The 18,203-nt window shown below is 44.3% G+C and carries 20 protein-coding genes; 8 read left to right on the top strand and 12 right to left on the bottom strand.

Going from position 1 to position 18,203, the window contains the following annotated elements:
- Positions 1-21 precede the first annotated feature (21 nt).
- Entirely contained in the window at positions 22-1,401 is a 1,380-nt protein-coding gene (locus tag IY568_RS06265; RefSeq protein WP_125557528.1) for a pyridoxal phosphate-dependent decarboxylase family protein, read from the bottom strand.
- Between the two features lie 86 nt (positions 1,402-1,487).
- Here IY568_RS06265 and IY568_RS06260 point away from each other — a divergent pair, with 86 nt between their 5' ends.
- A complete protein-coding gene (locus IY568_RS06260) occupies positions 1,488-2,918 on the top strand; it encodes a PLP-dependent aminotransferase family protein (protein ID WP_194867078.1) in 1,431 nt (476 codons plus the stop codon).
- Positions 2,919-2,952: 34 nt separating this feature from the next.
- Entirely contained in the window at positions 2,953-3,606 is a 654-nt protein-coding gene (locus IY568_RS06255) for a hypothetical protein (protein WP_125557532.1), read from the top strand.
- A 3-nt stretch (positions 3,607-3,609) separates the two neighbouring features.
- On the opposite strand, the gene IY568_RS06250 is transcribed toward IY568_RS06255, so the two are convergent.
- The 10 genes from IY568_RS06250 to IY568_RS06210 form a co-directional block, all read right to left on the bottom strand.
- A complete protein-coding gene (locus IY568_RS06250; protein ID WP_125557534.1) occupies positions 3,610-4,230 on the bottom strand; it encodes a LysE family translocator in 621 nt (206 codons plus the stop codon).
- Between the two features lie 132 nt (positions 4,231-4,362).
- Positions 4,363-4,494 carry a hypothetical protein gene (locus IY568_RS25090; protein ID WP_267251319.1) on the bottom strand — a complete coding sequence of 44 codons (132 nt, stop codon included), beginning with the start codon at positions 4,492-4,494 and terminating at the stop codon, positions 4,363-4,365.
- A 256-nt stretch (positions 4,495-4,750) separates the two neighbouring features.
- Positions 4,751-5,206: a hypothetical protein gene (locus tag IY568_RS06245; RefSeq protein WP_194867077.1), complete on the bottom strand. Its 456-nt coding sequence runs from the start codon at positions 5,204-5,206 to the stop codon at positions 4,751-4,753.
- A 487-nt stretch (positions 5,207-5,693) separates the two neighbouring features.
- A complete protein-coding gene (locus IY568_RS06240; protein ID WP_194867076.1) occupies positions 5,694-6,584 on the bottom strand; it encodes a hypothetical protein in 891 nt (296 codons plus the stop codon).
- Positions 6,571-7,011, bottom strand: a complete 441-nt coding sequence (locus IY568_RS06235; RefSeq protein ID WP_194867075.1) for an SUKH-3 domain-containing protein — start codon at positions 7,009-7,011, stop codon at positions 6,571-6,573. Before IY568_RS06235 ends, IY568_RS06240 begins: the two co-directional genes overlap by 14 nt.
- 666 nt (positions 7,012-7,677) lie before the next feature.
- Positions 7,678-8,148, bottom strand: a complete 471-nt coding sequence (locus IY568_RS06230) for a hypothetical protein (RefSeq protein WP_125557543.1) — start codon at positions 8,146-8,148, stop codon at positions 7,678-7,680.
- A 468-nt stretch (positions 8,149-8,616) separates the two neighbouring features.
- On the bottom strand, positions 8,617-8,943 hold the full coding sequence (locus tag IY568_RS06225; protein ID WP_125557545.1) for a low molecular weight protein tyrosine phosphatase family protein: 327 nt from the start codon (positions 8,941-8,943) through the stop codon (positions 8,617-8,619).
- Positions 8,940-9,167: a hypothetical protein gene (locus IY568_RS06220; RefSeq protein WP_228553153.1), complete on the bottom strand. Its 228-nt coding sequence runs from the start codon at positions 9,165-9,167 to the stop codon at positions 8,940-8,942. The genes IY568_RS06225 and IY568_RS06220 overlap by 4 nt, the downstream gene beginning before the upstream one ends.
- Before the next feature lie 157 nt (positions 9,168-9,324).
- A complete protein-coding gene (locus IY568_RS06215) occupies positions 9,325-9,807 on the bottom strand; it encodes a hypothetical protein (protein ID WP_194867074.1) in 483 nt (160 codons plus the stop codon).
- A 118-nt stretch (positions 9,808-9,925) separates the two neighbouring features.
- Entirely contained in the window at positions 9,926-10,252 is a 327-nt protein-coding gene (locus IY568_RS06210) for a hypothetical protein (protein ID WP_194867073.1), read from the bottom strand.
- 1,105 nt (positions 10,253-11,357) lie between these two features.
- Between IY568_RS06210 and IY568_RS06205 the strand changes: the two genes are divergently transcribed.
- The 6 genes from IY568_RS06205 (at position 11,358) to IY568_RS06180 (ending at position 17,616) form a co-directional block, all read left to right on the top strand.
- Positions 11,358-11,675, top strand: coding sequence for an antibiotic biosynthesis monooxygenase family protein (locus IY568_RS06205; RefSeq protein WP_125557551.1), 318 nt, complete (start codon positions 11,358-11,360; stop codon positions 11,673-11,675).
- Positions 11,676-11,732: 57 nt separating this feature from the next.
- Positions 11,733-12,443 carry a helix-turn-helix transcriptional regulator gene (locus IY568_RS06200; protein ID WP_194867072.1) on the top strand — a complete coding sequence of 237 codons (711 nt, stop codon included), beginning with the start codon at positions 11,733-11,735 and terminating at the stop codon, positions 12,441-12,443.
- Between the two features lie 259 nt (positions 12,444-12,702).
- Positions 12,703-15,138, top strand: a complete 2,436-nt coding sequence (locus tag IY568_RS06195) for a TonB-dependent receptor (protein WP_194867071.1) — start codon at positions 12,703-12,705, stop codon at positions 15,136-15,138.
- Positions 15,139-15,308: 170 nt separating this feature from the next.
- Complete coding sequence (locus IY568_RS06190; protein ID WP_194867070.1) at positions 15,309-15,935, top strand: hypothetical protein; 627 nt, start codon at positions 15,309-15,311, stop codon at positions 15,933-15,935.
- A 142-nt stretch (positions 15,936-16,077) separates the two neighbouring features.
- Positions 16,078-16,815 (top strand): substrate-binding periplasmic protein, encoded by a 738-nt coding sequence (locus IY568_RS06185; RefSeq protein ID WP_194867069.1) that lies wholly within the window; start codon positions 16,078-16,080, stop codon positions 16,813-16,815.
- An 18-nt stretch (positions 16,816-16,833) separates the two neighbouring features.
- Positions 16,834-17,616: a substrate-binding periplasmic protein gene (locus IY568_RS06180; protein WP_194867068.1), complete on the top strand. Its 783-nt coding sequence runs from the start codon at positions 16,834-16,836 to the stop codon at positions 17,614-17,616.
- 22 nt (positions 17,617-17,638) lie between these two features.
- On the opposite strand, the gene IY568_RS06175 is transcribed toward IY568_RS06180, so the two are convergent.
- Positions 17,639-18,133 (bottom strand): GAF domain-containing protein, encoded by a 495-nt coding sequence (locus IY568_RS06175; protein WP_194867067.1) that lies wholly within the window; start codon positions 18,131-18,133, stop codon positions 17,639-17,641.
- Positions 18,134-18,203: the final 70 nt, after the last annotated feature.

Here is an 18,203-nt window from a genome sequence, read left to right as displayed (position 1 = left end):
TGAAGGGGTCGCCATTTCCCCTTAATTTGCTAGCCTGGATAGTTCCGCAATGGCCAGTTCGACATCCCGTTGTTCAGTACGCCAGTTGCTAAAAGCGCACCTTATTACAGGGCTCCCCTGCCACCTACCCGGCGTCATAAACACCTGACCAGCTTCATTTAACTGGGCTAACAGCATCTCCGTATCATACGTATTGGCAACGCTGGCCGAGAACACAACCACATTCAGCTCACAGGCTTTCACCAATTCATACGCTGGTGAGGCGTTGATCCAGTTAGCCAAAGTTGCCGCCTGCGCCACATTACGCTGGATCTCCACTTTAATACCTTGTTTACCATAAGCGAGCAAGGTTGCCCAGACAGGCAGCGCTCTGAAACGTCGCGAGTTTTCAATCCCTAAAGACATAAAAGGAAACGCCTCTTCACTATTTGCCAAATAAGGTGCATCCACATTGCAGGTTGCAAACAAAGTATGCGGATGACGAGTCAGAAATACGCCACAGTCATAGGGTACATTGAGCCACTTGTGACAATCCAGGGTGATACTGTCTGCCAGTTCAATCCCCTGAGTTTTGCCATTTGGACCATTCAGCAATCGCTCGAAAATACCAAAAGCGCCATCCACATGTAACCAGGCCTTATGTCGGCGACATAACTGCGCTATCCGAATAAGGTCGTCATAATCTGTTCCGGTCACCGTTGCTGCACTGGCAATCACGATTTTTCCCCGGCTATCACACTCACTTAGCTTGCGGGCCAGATCGTGAATATCCATGGCTTCGGTGCCCGGCTCTCGGGCAATCTGGATCCAGGTTTCCTGACCTAAGCCGGCCAATCCGAGTGCTTTAACCATACTGGCATGAGGCGTCGCAGCAAACACAGTGCAGTCCAAACCTTTGCTCCCGACTTTTGCAACGTCTATCCCCTGACTCAGTCCGGCGTTCTGCCTGGCGGTCATTGCGCCCAACACATTGGCGGCTGTGGCACCTGTAGTCATCACCCCCTCAAACACCGCGGGAAGCTCAAATAGCTCAGTTAACCATTTGATAGCCTGACGTTCTACCTGACTGGCAACCGAATCTCCGCCTTTCGATACATTTTGGTTGTACAAGGTCACCAGCCAGTCGGCATAAGTAGCCACGGGATTGGCACCACCAGTGACAAAGCCCCAGTAACGCCCGCCGTTACTGGCTGAAAGTTGTGGTGCAATTTCATCGTTAAAGATCTGGCTGAATGCCTCAAATCCCGCAGGCTGGTCGCCGAGCGTTCTTGCTTCCAGACTAACGTTCGAATTGCTGACCCTGCGGGTATCGAGCGAGTCCCGAAACTCATTGCAGGCTAGCTCCAGTGCAGCCAGTAGCTGAGCGTAGGTTGGTAACGACTGAGATAATAATGAATGCATGATGGCTCCTTTTGACTTTACGCTCTCACTGTAACGTGATAGTAAAAAGGTAACAGATACAAAAAATATAATTTTTTAGATAACAGATGGGCAAACAGGCAAAGTATAAAGTATTGGCAGAGCAGTTTATCTGTGCCATGGACGGCGGGGAATATCCACAAGATCAGCCTTTACCATCATTACGTCAACTCAGCGCCCTGCATCAGGTCAGTATGACCACGGCACTGGCCTGTTATAGATATCTTGAGTCTCTAGGCTACATTCGCGCAGATCCCAAACGCGGCTTTTTTCCCTGCTCAGAACATAATCCAGTCCCACTCACTGAACACGCACAATTTAATGCCCAGATCAGTACGTTACCAAAAAGCCCACCACGGCGACTCAGGTCGGGGTTTGCCACCGCACAACTCGACGCCAACCTGATAGATACGCAACAACTACGTGCCTCACTGAACCGGACGATGCGAGGCAACCTCAGCATGTTTAATTACGGCGATCCACTCGGTGAGCCAACACTGAGACGAGCCCTGTCAGAGCACCTCCAAGTGCAAGGCTTTATGTTGCAGGAACAGACGTTGATCATCACACAGGGCTGCCTGGATGCGGTCAAAACAGCGCTGGAGATCACAACCAAAGAACAGGATGTGATAGCAATCCCTTCGCCATGCTATACCGGCTTACTGGATACACTGAGCGTAATGGGCAGACAAGTGCTGGAAATCCCAAGTAATCAGGATGGTATAGATCTGGCCCAGTTAGAAAGTGCCATGGCCAGGCAAGAAATTGCGGCCTGTCTGATCAGCGCTAACTTTCAGAACCCAACGGGACATAGCCTTAGCACGCAGCAAAAACAGATGCTCGCCCGCATGGCAAAGCAGTATCAAATTCCAGTGATTGAAGACGATGTATATCGAGAACTCAGCCACACAGGCACGACGCCTTTGCCTGTAAAGCATTTTGATGAAGACGGCTGGGTAATATGGTGCAGCAGTATTTCCAAGACACTGGCGCCGGGGTTCCGGCTTGGCTGGTGTGCACCTGGACGTTTTCACCAAACCTATAGCGATCTGATCCGAGTTCGCTCTTTAGGATGTAATCGGCCACTCCAACTGGCACTGGCAGATTACATCAACCGGGGACACTACGCCCGTTATCTGAGAAAACTCAATCAGACGCTAGCCTTACAATGCAACCGATACATCCAGATTTTGACACAATTGCTGCCAGCTAACATCAAACTCAACCGTCCGCAGGGTGGGCTGGTATTGTGGTTTGAGTTACCACAGGTCGATACTCAGCAACTTCAGGCACAACTGCGTGATGAGCGGATTTATATACTCTGTGGCGATGCGTTTTCGACGACTGAACTCTATCATAACTATGTTCGGCTGAACTTTGGTCAATGTCTGAGCTCAGAAATTGAGTCGCAGCTTATTCGTTTTACTCAGCTCATCGACCAGAATCGGTGTCAAAAATCAGTCAAAGATGAAACTAAAACTGGTACAAAACCTGCTTAATTTTTAAACTACGAATTATGCGGTAATGACTATCATGGATCTGACACAGGATGAGCTGGACTACATTCACCTGGTGGTGGAAACCTCTCAGCTCGATTTATTTCAGGCGCACGCCAATTTGTGCAACGAGTTAAAGGCGTTTACCAGTGACCTGCTTGAAGAACTGGCCCAGCATGAGGCCAGTTACGCCCAAACTGAGCGTCTGCTCGATTCACATCTGCGCTCAGCCAATATTGTTGACTTCCCTGCTCAGCCAATGAGCCCTGCGTTTAGCCAAAATAACAGTCAGTGGCATCCAGATCACCAAACGCTGCTATCCATTATTGATGACCTGCCGCATATTGTCGAAGGGCATGGCATGCCACGCAGCTGGCGATTCACCCCTTACCCGTCTGTACGGTTATTGCTGAACTTCCCCAGGGCGTCCTTTCATGTCGATTCTTTGTCACTCACTGGTGCCCGCATCTGTACTTTCCCGCTCAACGCTTCGCAGTATGAAGACATGTTTACCGTGCGTGGTGCCAGCCTGGTGCTACCAAACGGACAATGTATTCATGTAGATATCGCATCAGTGGCCAGCCGGGGTTCACATCGACTGGCATTGAAATTCGATCATTACACCGTGGCAAGCCCAACATTAAAAGTCTTTGTAGTCAGCAATTATGTCCGATTGCATGGCTGGCACTAAGCGCTAGATAGTCTGATAAACAACCCGGGCTGCCAGTAGTAAAAACGTGCAGCCAAGTATCTTGTCGATAACAGCCTGCTTTGCTGTCAGGTCGAATCTGTCCCGGGCTGATGCTGTCACGACGGACACAAAGAAATACCACAGCGCGTCAATCACCAGCACCGTCATACACATAATCACCGCCGTTTGAAGTGTTAACGCTTCAGGGTCGATAAACTGAGAGAATAATGCGAGGAAAAAAATAGCCAGTTTTGGGTTCAAAAAGGCAATAGCAAAGCCATCTTTTGCCGCTGCAACATAGCTCTTAGCATCATGCTCAGTGGCGACCTCAATACCGCTACTTTTACTGGTAAGGATCTTGTAACCCATATAGGCAAGATAGGCGGCGCCGGCATATACCAGGCCCTGATAGACCAACGGGAATTGCTCAATCAAACTCGCTAAACCCAGTAAAGATAAACTCGCGTATATCCCCACTCCCAAACCGTGAGACAAACTCGCGACAATACCATGTTGAGCGCTATGATACAGGCTGTAACGCAACACAACTGCCAAACTTGGCCCCGGAGACATAGCTCCCACACAACATATAAACGCCAAACTCAACCAAGCCGTTAATTCCATCACATTTTCCCGCATTACAAAAAGTGCTCATTCTAACCGAGCTAAAAGTGCGGGCCAATATTTTAATGCGCCTAAATAGCAAGGCTCTACACTTACCCACTCTTTTGTGCAGCGCTTATATCCAGCCCTGAGTCAGTCATCGCGGCCTGTAACCAGAATATAAACCAACCAAATGATGCCACTGAAGGAAAATAGTGTAGCAACTGCAATAGCGACCCACTTTACCAGCACATCTACGAGGTTATTGTTCTTTTCAGTTTTCATGTCCTCTCTCCTTGACTGAATATATTTCAGTACTTTAGCGACATGACATTCCCTGAATCCACCCCAAGAATGTGACCGAGAGTTCGTACCAATCATTTTATGCAGAGAAATAAAAGTCCATGAACACAGCAACTGCCAGCCACTGTGTAGCGGTCTAAATTTACCTGTTCATTTTGTCAAATTGAAACTGGCAAAGAAAAGTGAACCGCACACTTTGGCCAGAGCTTGATAGTGTAACTCCCTCATAATTAAATTATTAAGAGGCATTTTCGCACTTACCAACACCTTGGTTAACTCCTTGAATTCGCATGTACCAGTTTTGAGTGTCTGCCAACTTGGCCTTTATGTCATCGACATAGGATGGTGATCCCTTAATCGGATCTATGTCACCGAAGTACTTGCCGTCAATCCAAAGCGCTCCTGCCGCAAGCATATAACCGCGCCACCCAACATGTTCTAAAGTGTATGTACACTTGATTATCGAAACCAGATGCTCAGTAAAAACAGTTTCGTATTGTTCGAGGAGATCTGCTTTAGTTTTGACTTGATTAGAGAGCGGATAGGCAAATAGCTCTGACACTTTGTTTCGCTCGTTGGCTAACACAAGCTCCCGAAACCCTTCATAGAATTTGCTTGCATCTGTCTCAGCCGACAGCAAGCGTTCTGCTACACTCATGTTGCTATAAAAAACGGTGAAAATATAAATTATCATTCGAACCATCTTTGCCTCTAAGCGCCGCAAATAAACGACTAAAAACAGTTGGCTATAACTTGTAAGGCACGCGCAAAGCCAACTGTTTTTTGTCCGCAATTTAATTTGTTTTGTTAAGTGCTTTTTACTTTATGTTTTTTGTAGCTGAAAAGTAGAAAAGCTGAGAGGAAAACAGCATTAATTGACACTGATGTAATTATGCTTCCAGTGATTACACTGCACGTACCTACACACAACATTTCTGGCGACAATACTACACCAAGTGAGCTTAGAACAAAGCTAAATACAAGTAACCACTTTTGCGAAACCCATTGCAAACTTTGAAGCTTTAATAGAAATGGAACGATTAGAGCAAAAGGAGTAGCAGCCCAAATAACTATAACAATAAAGTCCATAATTCCCCCAAGCAGATAACGTCCGCATATACAGAAAAAATATTTGGCTAAAATTGGTGAGGTACGAACCAAGGCAAGCTTCCTGACTCCGCTCACAATGCGCTTGCTAAGGTTTTTATATCTGAAATCGTCGTTAATTTTGACGTTTCACTGAAATTGGGAGTAAAAATACTTTTACCATCTTTGTAGGAGTAACTCCCCCAAATACACACAAGCCATTCATCTAGTGATTCTTTAGCATCTATTGGTATAGAGTGTGGCTGACTAACCCATTCACCTTTTAGATGTAAGCTCGAATTTTTGCCATTTTTACCTTTGTATTCATGAGCAATACTGTATTTAACATACTTATCTTTTAATATGGTCCCTTCCAGCTTCCATGGTCCACCGATGACCATGTGATCACCTGGATTTATTTGAACTCTTGTATCCTCGTTGTTTGATATTTCAATTATGTTTTCTTTTCCAAGCTGTTCCGGGCTTAGCTTAGTCCCATAGCCCAGAAAAAATAAAGGCCTAACAGCGTAACTTTGAATAATTGCATGCGTATCTTTTACTACAGCCCGACATTCCTTTGCACTTTTTATACCTGTTTCACCAACACCTTTCCATAGCGTTGCTACTTTAGGAATTGTATAGACATAGGCACGTCCATTTTTTGTCTCAAAGGTCATTAAAGATTCATTATTGTCAATAAAATACTCGAAATTGGTTCCTTTTTCTTTTTCAGAGTTTGAATACGTCACTTCAAATTTTGAGTACTGTGACCACATAGAAGTGTAATTACAACTATTAATTCCAGAGCAGTCCTCTGCTAAAACAGTAACTGGTAACAACAGCAAAATTAGAAAATATTTCATGAGCATACTTGACCCCTGACGCTTGCCATAAACGGCAAAAAATAATGTGCGAAACTTGGCGAAGAAGGAACACAAGCCAGCGGTTTTGTGTCCAAGGTTTAAGCGTTTGTTAGGCTTTTTCAAGTGCCTTCCCATAATTTATACCCAACAACACTCTTTTTACTGTTTCGTCGAAGCTACCTACTTTGTATAGCTGTTCATCTGGATCAGTAAAAATGTAAAATTCATTGTTATCGTCTACTAATAACATCATATGATCATGATGTGCCGATGCGATAGAAAACAATGAGGTATTTAGATTTACCCAGTAGTTGTGAAACTCGCCCCCAAAGTCAAAGGTTTCTGTTCTGAAGCAAATATCACTTGCCGAACATTCACGACCTGCGCCCACCTTGCCTACATTGAGACCGCCGAATTCAGTAATGACTTTAATTGCGTTTTGATAAGCTGATTTGAAAGAGTTCAAGACTTGCTTCTTTACCTTAATCTTTCGGCCTTTATGCCATCCAGCATTGCTGAATAAATTTTCTACATATTGTTCAGAGTTCATAGAAGCCCAGCGCCCCACATATGGCAGCAAAATGCTTGGCAGAACTGGAGAGGCACGAACCAAGCCAAGCTTTTGGCTCCGCCATAAAACGATTATTATGTGGCAATGTAACGGAAGATACCACCGCTTATCAAGCCTATAATCGGTAACAAATATAAGTAAACTAATTTACCCTTTTTAAGCCATAAGACACTGGATACAACACTTGCAAGAAAAATAAAAATACCTACACCAGAAAATACAGATCAAACCATTGCACCGAAGCCATAGTATGGTATTACAAAAAATAGAAAAGTGAGTTAGTCAAGAATGGCTGTTCAACACCGATAAAATATGAGATGTAAAAGCCAACAAACAAAAAGTACCAAGCTATTAAAATAAACACATACTTTTTCATAATCACACATAACACCTACTGCAGCTGCTAACAAAATGGGCGCTTTTTCTGCGGTTTTTGCTAAAAAAATGACCTTTTTAGCAGTCGACCTTTTTCAAGTGATACCCGCCGGTAAATTCAAAAATCGGTTGTGCCTATGTTCTGGATTGAAGCGGATGCCCTTGCAACGCGGCCAACATAGAAAAAATAAAGTGGTAATAGATTTGTTCATATCACCTCAGGCACATACCCCTATAAATTCTGTTCCGATTTAAAAATTTGTTAGGGAGCTATTCCTCGTAATACTCATAAGGTTTAATTGAAGTGCTATAATTCCCAAGCGTAAAACCTTTTTCTTTTTTTGAGTAAACTAATTCAACAAAAACTCTTCCCATTTTTATCCTAGGGTCAGACTCTTTTTCGCCTGTATAAATTAGTTCACTTTCAAAAACAACGTCGTTATAACCATCAGAGTTTACATCTTTAACCACCTGATTCATTAAGCACGGAGAATATAAATAACCATTGTCATGACAGTCATATATTTTGATCCATTGTCCGTGTTTAACTTTAACACTTCCGTTTCCTTTTGAAGTAAATTCGAATAAAAGAGGATGAGTTACCGCTTCGTTGACTGTTACCAACTTTTTAACATGCCAATAGATTGGCTGCTCGGCTTCTAAGATATCCTCGTTTGTGAGGAGCTGATTCCCTATAGCCCACCCGGGAATACTCAATAGTAAAATTAAAAATGATTTCATTGTGCTCTCTACCCCCCATTGAGAGACCGATCAATAGCCTGATAAAATTATGCAGCGCAGCGGAACCAAGCAAGCTGTTAGCTGCCCTTTGCCATGGCTCGCTATGAGACATCTTTAGAACCGTGTGCAAACAGTAAAAATTTTGGGGCATATCCTGTGATTGTTACATGACCAGATATATAACCCATTAAAAAAGCCACTGCCGTGACAACCCAAATAAAATGGTCATATGGCTCTGTGAAACCAACAAAGATTATCATTGGAACTAGCAAAAATGATAATACAAAAATAAAGCCTGACAGCACTCTGAATGGAGTTCTAACTTTAGCAAATTGTTCCTTCGATATACTCATATTTACCTTGGCTTACGCTGCCATAACCTGACGAAACTTAGTGGATTGGTTTTGTGCTATTAAAGCACAAAATTGAACCACGCAGTGGAGGTCAGGTCGATAGCCTTTTAAGCGCTTACTCCTCCAAATGCGCAGACACTAAACTCTCTAGCTCCTGAACCAGTTCGGGGTCCATATATTTATAATTGTCTGGAATATCTAATACATATATGGGCTTGTGATCAAGCAAGCGAGCGAACTCAGCTTTAAGCCGATTTTTATGTTTAGACTCCATAGCAAAAATCACATCAGCCCAGCAGATATCCGTTGAGCTGACAGTTTTCCTTGCTTTTGGACTTGTTCCAGCCGATTTGGCATTAAAATCGGCATGCTTTCGCCATATAGCTTCAGCCGTAGGGCTACGCCATTGATTACGGCTGCATATAAATAGTAAATTTTTCATTTATCGTCATCCAAAGGCTGTTCACTATCCAAAGTTTGCCGCACAGTCTTCTTTGAGTACTCGATACCAAGCTGCTTTGCTCTACGAAGTTTTTCACTGCGCGTATACATAAGCTTCCAATTTTTTTCAGCGCTCCATTGCTTTTCAGTAGTCTCGTTGTTTTTTCTCGACTTCACCTTTGCCTTAAACCTTCTCCAGGCTTTATTTCTTAAGATATTCATCATTCATTCCTCTTTAGATTATCGGGTTCAGCAGCCGCGATAATACGGAGGATATTTTCTGAGCCTGTGGTCCTAACTTCTTAAATAACTGACAATGAAGAACAGGCTAAATCGAAAGAGCCTGCAATGCGGTGTTCGTGTTTACTTGTATTGTTAGGCATCAAAACGACTCAAAGCAGGTTTCAGTGTCACCTTCAAGCCACTTAAAAACGGCTTCTGAAGCAGTTTTCCACTTTTTAGATTCATTTAGTTTATAGATTGAAATAGATGCCGGGCATGCACCTGTCTTTCTTATTTCAATTAATTGTAAAAAGCCCCCGTTGGTCGATGATTTAAACTCAATGGAAACTTTTGCATCTTCCAGATCATCAGAAATTTCGTGATATACATTTGTTTCCGATGATGTCGTTATTGGTAAAAACACACCACCTGCGGGCATTAATATTCCATCTTCTTCTTGCTCGGCATGACATCTAATTGTATTTACGACAATAATATTAAATGCTTTTTTCAGAGGAAGTTGACTACACACTTCCATAATTTGATAGGGATTTTCACGTAATTCCTTTTCCGTTTTCGGAATGTAGGGACTGGCGCACCCAGAACAAAAAAACAAGAACATTATGTAAATTAAATACTTCATGACTTCTCCTTGGTGCTTAACGCCCCAATAAACTGCCCAGTGAGCGCAGCTATACTTGGTGGCGTCCTCGTGCCAACCCAGCGGCGCTTACTGGGTCAGCTTCGTTGGATTGTTAAATTCACTTTTCGCCAATATACCCAGCATGGTAAATATAGCCTTGATTTGGTATTTTTATCCAGCTGTCATCATCACAATGGATATGGGCTTCGTAATATTGTCCTGTCATTTCCAGAGAGTACCAGTGATCCATGTCTTCTGCGAAGACCACACTGCCAGGAAGTGGCTCTGGTGTCATGAAATACGGTTCTACTGTTTTAAGAGCTTTCCACCATTGGATGAGAATTCTTGGCTCCATTTCTGGATACCAAAACCAATGTTTATAGCCATACTCCTCTTCGAGCAGGATAAGGAAGTCGTTTTCTCGACCTGTAAGCTCTTTCTGCATGTACCTAAAATTTAACGCTTTGATAATAGACAAAAAAATTATAGGCTACACTGCCGCCCCGCGGCAAGCCTGTGATTTTATGTTCTTATTTATTAACTTGTTATATGCCAAATACACCGAAAATAGCAAACAAAACCATCACCGGTAGCAAAAACGCCAGTACTTTTTGAATTATTGAACCAGCAATATTCTTTAAAAACGAAACGTCAGAACGACCAATAAAATTGAAAACATGCTCAGCACTGAAAAGTACAAACACCGATGCCATGACAATAGTCAAACTAACCTTATCTAAAGTAAGAAATAGTACAAAACAGACTAATAGCAAAACTCCAACAAGTGGAATTAGCAAGATTCTTAGGAGTTTATTAATGATGCTACCCTTGGCTTATAACAGATAATTAGTAAGGCCTTGCAAGGTACACTACCTTGGAAGATAAGTGGTAACCAATGTATAGACAAACCAATAAAGCTTCAAAAGTTATCGTAAATCATATGCTAATTAAAAATAATGTTAGATCTCAACAACCTGAAAACTATGTAGAAACTCAGGTTATACCTAATTTTAGAAGAATGATCGAAATTACTGATTACGATAATGGACAGCCCATTACTCATAAGCTTGAACCGTATAAAACTGAACGAATTGATTGCTACAAAGTTTTTCGATGGCAAACCCAACAAAGAGCGCATTGAGTGGATCAATATTTTGGCGGGAATCAGAAAAGCACTACCCAGATTAGTGAGAGCGTGACCTTCTGTTGATCGCTCATCACGGGCCGTCAAGCCTAAACCTTTCCTGCTCAGCTGTAAGAGCAAATATGGGCTACGACACATTAAGGGCAACCACCTCAACATAACCTTAAGAACAATCCGAAAAATCCGCCACATTATTCAGTGCAATGTTTGAAGGGATAGTTCTTTAGTATTATGATTTATATACAATTTTAATAATGTAGTTTCGCGTTTTTCTAGCCAATTGCAGGACGACTCATGCTAAATCAACAAGATCGATAGCAAAATAGTTAGCCTAAAAAAACCTACTGACACTCCCTGACAAAGCCGCGTGTTTTACTGTCACCAACTTAAACAAGGAGATAAAAACATGAGCACAAATATCGTAGAAATCGCCACCTTCAAACTGGCTAACGGTGTCACTGAAGCAGACTTTCTGATTCAAAATGAACACTTTATGGCTTACGTTAAAACACAACCGGGCCTGCTATACCGCTCCGTATCAAAGCATGCTGAAACCGGTGTCTACACTGACATTGTATACTGGAATACGTTGGAAGATGCCCAACGCGTTCAACAGGCATTTGAGCATGAGCAAGTATGTCAGCAGTTTGCGGCGGTGATTGATAAAGATAGCCTGTCACTCACCTTAACTGAGGTAGTTGCGCAAACCCCTTGCAGTGAGTAACCTGACTCAGCATATCAATGCCGGGATAATTCCCCGGCTTTTCCCCGGAGTAATTTAGTGCACAAATCTGAGCGTTTATTTCAGCTGGTTAACCTGCTCAAAGGACGACGCCTGGCCATTACGGCCAAGCAACTTGCCGAACGGCTGAACGTGTCTGAGCGCACTATATACCGCGACATCCAACATCTTCAAAGCTCTGGCGTGCCTATCGAGGGCGAAGCTGGCATTGGTTACCTGATAGCCCAGTGTGACTTACCTCCCATGATGTTTACCGTTGCGGAGTTACAGTCTTTATTGTTGGGCACCCGCATGGCCGGCGCCTGGACTGATCCAGTCTTATCAGAACATGCCAGCAGCGCGATGGCTAAAATTGAGGCAGCGCTTCCTGAGCATCTTAAACAACAGCTTGATGACTTTCCTTATGTTGCCGCCAGCTTTGGCCACACCGAAGATCATCAAAGGTTTAGTAGTACATTGCGCGAAGCTGTGGTTCAGAAACGCCAGGTCAGGTTACACTATAAAGATGCCAAAGAGGCATATAGCGAGCGAGATATAGAGCCGCTCGGACTTGTCTACTGGGGAGGTAAATGGACCATTATCGGCCATTGCCTTCTGCGCAACGATTACCGCGAATTTCGACTCGACCGGGTCTGTGACATCTCCTTGCTGACGCACCCCTTTGAACTCACTAAAGAAAAGAACCTGCAGCACTATATCGCCCTGGTCAAAGCAAAATACGCCGAAGACACCACTCAGACGACCCCTTAACTGCAGATGTGCTCCCAGTTACTGCTAATTATCGACTGAGTGTAAATACTCATCTGATCTGTGTGCTTTTTTTATACGATTGTTTTTATTTAATAAATTATCAATAATTCATTCTCAGCCAATCAACCAGATCAAATAATTCGCCACACAAGCAACATTTATTAAACGCAAATGAGAGTTGTTATCATTTAAAATCACTGTTAGTATGCGCTCCCTCTGCAGTCCCGAAGCCGGGTTCCTTAGTTGTATGGAGTGTAAAATGCAATTCTCTCGCTCAAAGAATTCACCAAATCTATTGGCCAATGCCGTTAAAGTCGCCCTGTTAGGTGCCGCTGTTAACAGCACAATCGTTGTCGCTCAAAGCGCTGACGAGAATATCGAAAAAATTAGTGTGTACGGTAAACACAACAAACTAATTCTAGAATCAGGCACAGCCACTAAGTCCAACATGGCCTTAATGCAAACGCCGGCGGCCATTGTGGTTGTTGATAAAGAGTTGCTCAAAGCGCAAAATGCGACCACCTTACAGGAAGCTTTACGTAACGTCAGTGGTCTGGGGCAGGCAGGTAATAACTATGGGATCGGCGACAACCTGACCATACGTGGCCTGGGTGTGAATTACACTTATGATGGCATGTACGGTGGTGCTGATTTGGGTAACAGCTTTAACCCTACGCGTTCAATGACTAATGTTGAAAGTATTGAAGTATTAAAGGGCCCGGCAACTGGCTTATACGGCATCGGCGCAGCAGGTGGTGTAATCAATCTGGTTGAGAAAAAGCCGCAACAACAGGATGCTTTCGAGGTCAGTGCCAAAGCAGGCAGCTGGAATAGCTATGGTATTGGATTTGACGCCACTGGAGGCCTGAATGATCAATGGGCATATCGTCTTGTCACTAACCATGAACGCAGTGATGGCTATCGTGACCTGCAATCAGACAGAGACGAAATTTATGCCAGCCTGAGCTTTGACGTAAACGCTAGTCACAAGCTTCTACTTTCAACCGCTTATATTGATGACGCATTACAAATTGACTCAATTGGTGACCCTGTTCGCATCATGAACTGGGACAGCACCTCTGGCACACCGGGTATGCTCAGCGCAGCAAACTTGCCAAACGATCCCCAAATGGATGAAGAAGGCAAAAACTACCTGGGCGTTCAGCTGACTGCACAGCAACGCGAGCAGCTTGCAACTTCAATCCTTGCCACAGACGGCCTTAAGCCTTACAACCTGGGCGATGGTAGCTTGATCTCTCCGCTTTCTAAACCTAATGAAGGTGAAGAGCTGAGAATCAAGCTTCGTCACGACTGGCATATCAATAACGACTCAACCCTGACGCAACAAGTCTTGTGGCGCAGCTATGATTCAGAATTTGCCCGTCAGACAGGCGCATATAACTATGTTTACTGGGACCGCCGTGGTGTCATTAACGCCGACCCTCGTGCACCTTTAGTCATTGATGACGAACTGCACCCTTTTGCCGCGCGTCGACAAGAATATCGCCGCCAGGTTGCTCAGGAAAAAACCTGGCAATACTTTGCCGATTTACAACTGGGCTGGAGCCTGGGTGGCATTATGGGTGAACACCTGCTCAGCGTAAACTATGAAAACCGTGAAATGGCCCTGAAGAGCTGGTCGATTTATGATGCCGACAGCGCCAAAGGCGATAATGCTATCCCGTATATTTTGGATATTCGTAATCCAAACTGGGCGACCGGCGATATCATGGACTACGACCCATCACTACGCAGCAACTATGACAAGTCCTTGGATGCTTACGGGATAAGCTTCCAGGAAGTACTTTATCTTAACGAGCAACTAACCGTACGTGCGGGTCTTGCCTATTCAGCAATTGAACAGGCGTATCAGCACAAGGGCAGCGATCGTGCACCAGAGGCCAGCAAAGAGCTGGACTCAGATGACTCAGGCATGACCTATAACTTTGGCGTGAACTATCAGGTTCACCCTCAACTATCAGCATTTGTAAATATTGCTAAAGGCCGCACAGCCTACAGCATTCTGGGCTCTTTGTCTGATGACACGACCTCACCAAATCGCCCGGATTCTGAGTCAGAATCGCTGGATTTAGGTATCCGTTTCACCGCGCTGGACGAAGACCTGCTGGGTTCAATTGTGTGGTTTGAAACCAGTCGTACTAACCTGCGTTACACCAACCCGTTGTATAACGATGATCCGAAAGATCCTGAGTATAACGTCAGTGTCACGCAATACTTCTACGATGATGAAGATGAATCAAAAGGCGTAGAAGTCGACTTGAATCTGGCACTGGCAGAATCAGTTGACTTAAACCTGAATGCCACCTGGCAGGATGCTATCGAGATCCGTGCACAGGAACGCTCTGAGCAGAAAAAAGGCGTACCTGAAAAAATGGCCAGTGCGTGGGTAAACTATCAGCTGCCTGCAACAGTGATAGACAACCTGACTGTCAGCCTGGGTGTCAGCTATATGGGTGAGCGCACTGTAAACTCAGCATCATTTGGTCTGCCAACCGCTATCATTGACAGCTATACACGCTGGGATGCTGCGGCGCGCTATCAGGGTGACAAGTATCAGATCCAGCTGAATATTGAGAACCTGACGGACGAGCGCTACTACAGCAAAGCCCTGTTCCTGGGTGGCTTACCGGGTAACGAGCGTAACGTTAAGTTGTCTGTAAACTATCAGTTCTAAAGCAAAGGTTCCGGTATCTGGTTACCGATTGCCAACGCATTAGCAAAACACAAAAGCGAAGTGGGCCTGCCTATTTCGCTTTTTTATTACTATTTTGATAACCCCGCCTAAGAATAAGTTTAGGTACAATCTTTGCTTAGTTATTCCCGACTCTGCAAAGGAATTACCGAATGAAAATCAACACGATTCCCCCTCAAACCACTTTTTCTGCTAACCGGTATACTGCACACAATAAAGCACAGCTGGATAAACAGATGCACTTCACACAGCAACTAAACAGTGCCCTGGATGCAACCGAGCGAACACAACCGGACAAAGATATTGCGGCGTCCATTGGGGTTGATTATCAAGGCATTTCTGATCAGGCCAGGAATTATTACCAGGTCGCCAGAGACAACGCTTACAAACGCGTCGATTTAGGCCAGCCAGAGAAAGACCAGCAAATCCAGCTTTATCAGGAAACCATGAGTGAAATCATGGCAATGCCAATCGAGGTGAACGTTGAACCTCACGAGGTTAATGAAGCCTTACTGTTCAACAACCTGGGGATAGATTTTCTCGCCTATAAAGCGTTAAAAATTAGAGTGGAGATGCTTGACCTCACAGAGCAAGAAATACATAACGACAAAGCACTTCCTGACTATGAAAAAGACAAATTAAAAGACAAAGTGGATGAACTCAAAGCCAGGCTGAAAGAGGCTATCGACACCCTGCTGGGCGACAGCGAGGATGCACCATTAGAAACAAACTCAAACCGCACGGCCGATGATGTATTTTCGTTATATCAACCAACTTAAATCAAGCGTGATATTGCAGTCAATTGGTACAACACGAGGCCAACAAGCCGTGCAATTACGCTCAACGTACTATACTGAAATCATGTGAATTTGCAGATCTCTGCTGAAATTCAGCACCAGCCTGACTATGAGGTGAGTTGCAATGTATCAGTTAGTACGTTTACTGGCTCTATTTCCACTGTTAAGCTTCGGTGCGACCTATAATACGCCCGATCTGGACTGGGTAACTGAAGATTACCCGCCTTTTAATTATCATATCAACGGTGAAATAGAAGGCTTATCAATCCGCATTCTGGATGGCATATACCGGGAGCTTGGTTGGACTCTGGACAAAAGAGACATCATGTTGGTGCCCTGGCCCAGAGCCTACCGTATGACCATGACCTCCCCTAAAACCTGTATTTTTTCTATTACTTACACTCAGGAGCGGGCCAAACTATTCCAGTTTATCGGCCCATCGATCGACAATCAGGTGGCCATGATTGGGCACAAAGAAAACAACTACGAGGTGTCAAATCTCTCAGATCTAAAAAACTATAAAATTGGTGTCGTAAAAAACGACATTGGCCACCAGCTACTACGCCAGTCTGGTGTCAATAACGACAATCTTGTTTTTCTGGCCTCTGGATTTGAGCTGGTTCAAATGCTCAAACTGAAACGTATTGACTTAATTGCCTATGGCGATATTATCGCCCGCTTTCAGTTTAAACGGGCAGGTATTGATCCGTCACACTACAGGGTCGTCCTCCCATTAGCTCGCTCCTACCTGGGGTTTGCCTGCAACAAGCAAGTAAATGCTCAGTGGGTTCACAGTATGAATCAGGCACTGCGACGCTTACGTCGAGATGCACCTTCACTGTTTTTGCCACAATCCTATTAGCGCTTTTCAGAGGAGCCAATGACACGCTTTAAATCAATACTGATTACATCATTTATCTTTACGCTATTTGGGGCATCAATGAGTAACACCGCCAGGACATTGCAACCTGAGCGTGATACCCACCCAATACCAATTAGAGTCTGCTTTGAACGCTGGCGTCCCTTTAGCTTTATCGATCAAAGTGGGGTTGCCCGTGGTATGGAAGTTGATCTGATCAAAGCTGCGGCTAAGTCCATAAATCGTCGTGTCGAGTTCACTGAGCTTCCCTTCAAACGCTGTATTGCCAATGTAAAATATGGCAGTACAGATTTTTCGCTGCATGTGGACAAGACTGACGGGCTGGAAACTTTTTCGGACTCCGCAACATCATGGCAACTGAGCCTGGCAGTCTCTGCTGACAGATTAAAAAGTTCGGATGATTTCAATCGCATTAATACGCCCAGGATCATGCTGGCAACCGAGTACCCTTATCCCAAAGCTGTGTATCGAAAGTTAGAAGCGTTAAATGCCCGGTTAGTCAGACGCTCTTATTATGAAGAAAACGACGAACATGCAAAAACCTTTTTTAGCATACTGGCAACAGCACGCGTCGACGCCATATTGGTCGACAAGCAATGGGCGCTGCATATGATTAAAAAGTTTAACTTACCAGTATTGATACTGGCTCAGGACTTTCATTCAGAGCCCCAATACATTGGATACCGGCATAGTAATGCTCGTCTTGCCAGCCAGCTTGAAGCAGCCATAGCAGCGTTGCCCGATACCCTTATCCAGTCTATTAAGGGGCAATATCAATATTAACAAAAACGAATCCTTGTATACTCTATTCGCGGCTTAATTTGATCAGTCGCTCAACCACATCAGCAGCAATCTGCTCCAAAATTGAGGCATCATGCTCGTTAAACTCCCTGGGCTCAAAATCAATCAGACACAAAGTCCCGATCTGAGCGCCATTGGGATGTTTGAGCGGACAACCCGCATAAAAGCAGATACTCAATTCCCCTGTTACCAAAGGGTTATCAAAAAATCGCTCGTCCTGTAGTGCATTATCGACCACAAATACACCTTCCTGACAGATTGCGTGGCCACAAAATGAGATATCCCGGTGTGTTTGCTCAGCGTTCAGCCCAACTTTGGATTTGAACCACTGCCTGTCGCTATCAACCAGACTGATCAAAGCAATTGGTACATTAAATACGTGGGCAACAAATTCGGTGAGTCTGTCCAGCTCTGAATCTGGGAGGGTATCAAGCGCCTTTAAGTCATGTAGGGTTTGCAGTCGCAGTGTTTCGTTTTCCGGAAGTGGTGGACTTTTCATCCAATTAACCAATTTACATGTGGTTTCTAAACTATAGTTAAAAATGCCTGAACGTCTAATTTAAGGAAAG

It is taken from the genome of Pseudoalteromonas sp. PPB1, from assembly GCF_015356275.1.
In the GTDB taxonomy this organism is placed as follows: Bacteria; Pseudomonadota; Gammaproteobacteria; order Enterobacterales; family Alteromonadaceae; genus Pseudoalteromonas; species Pseudoalteromonas rubra_D.
This window is presented reverse-complemented; position numbering and strand designations above follow the sequence as displayed.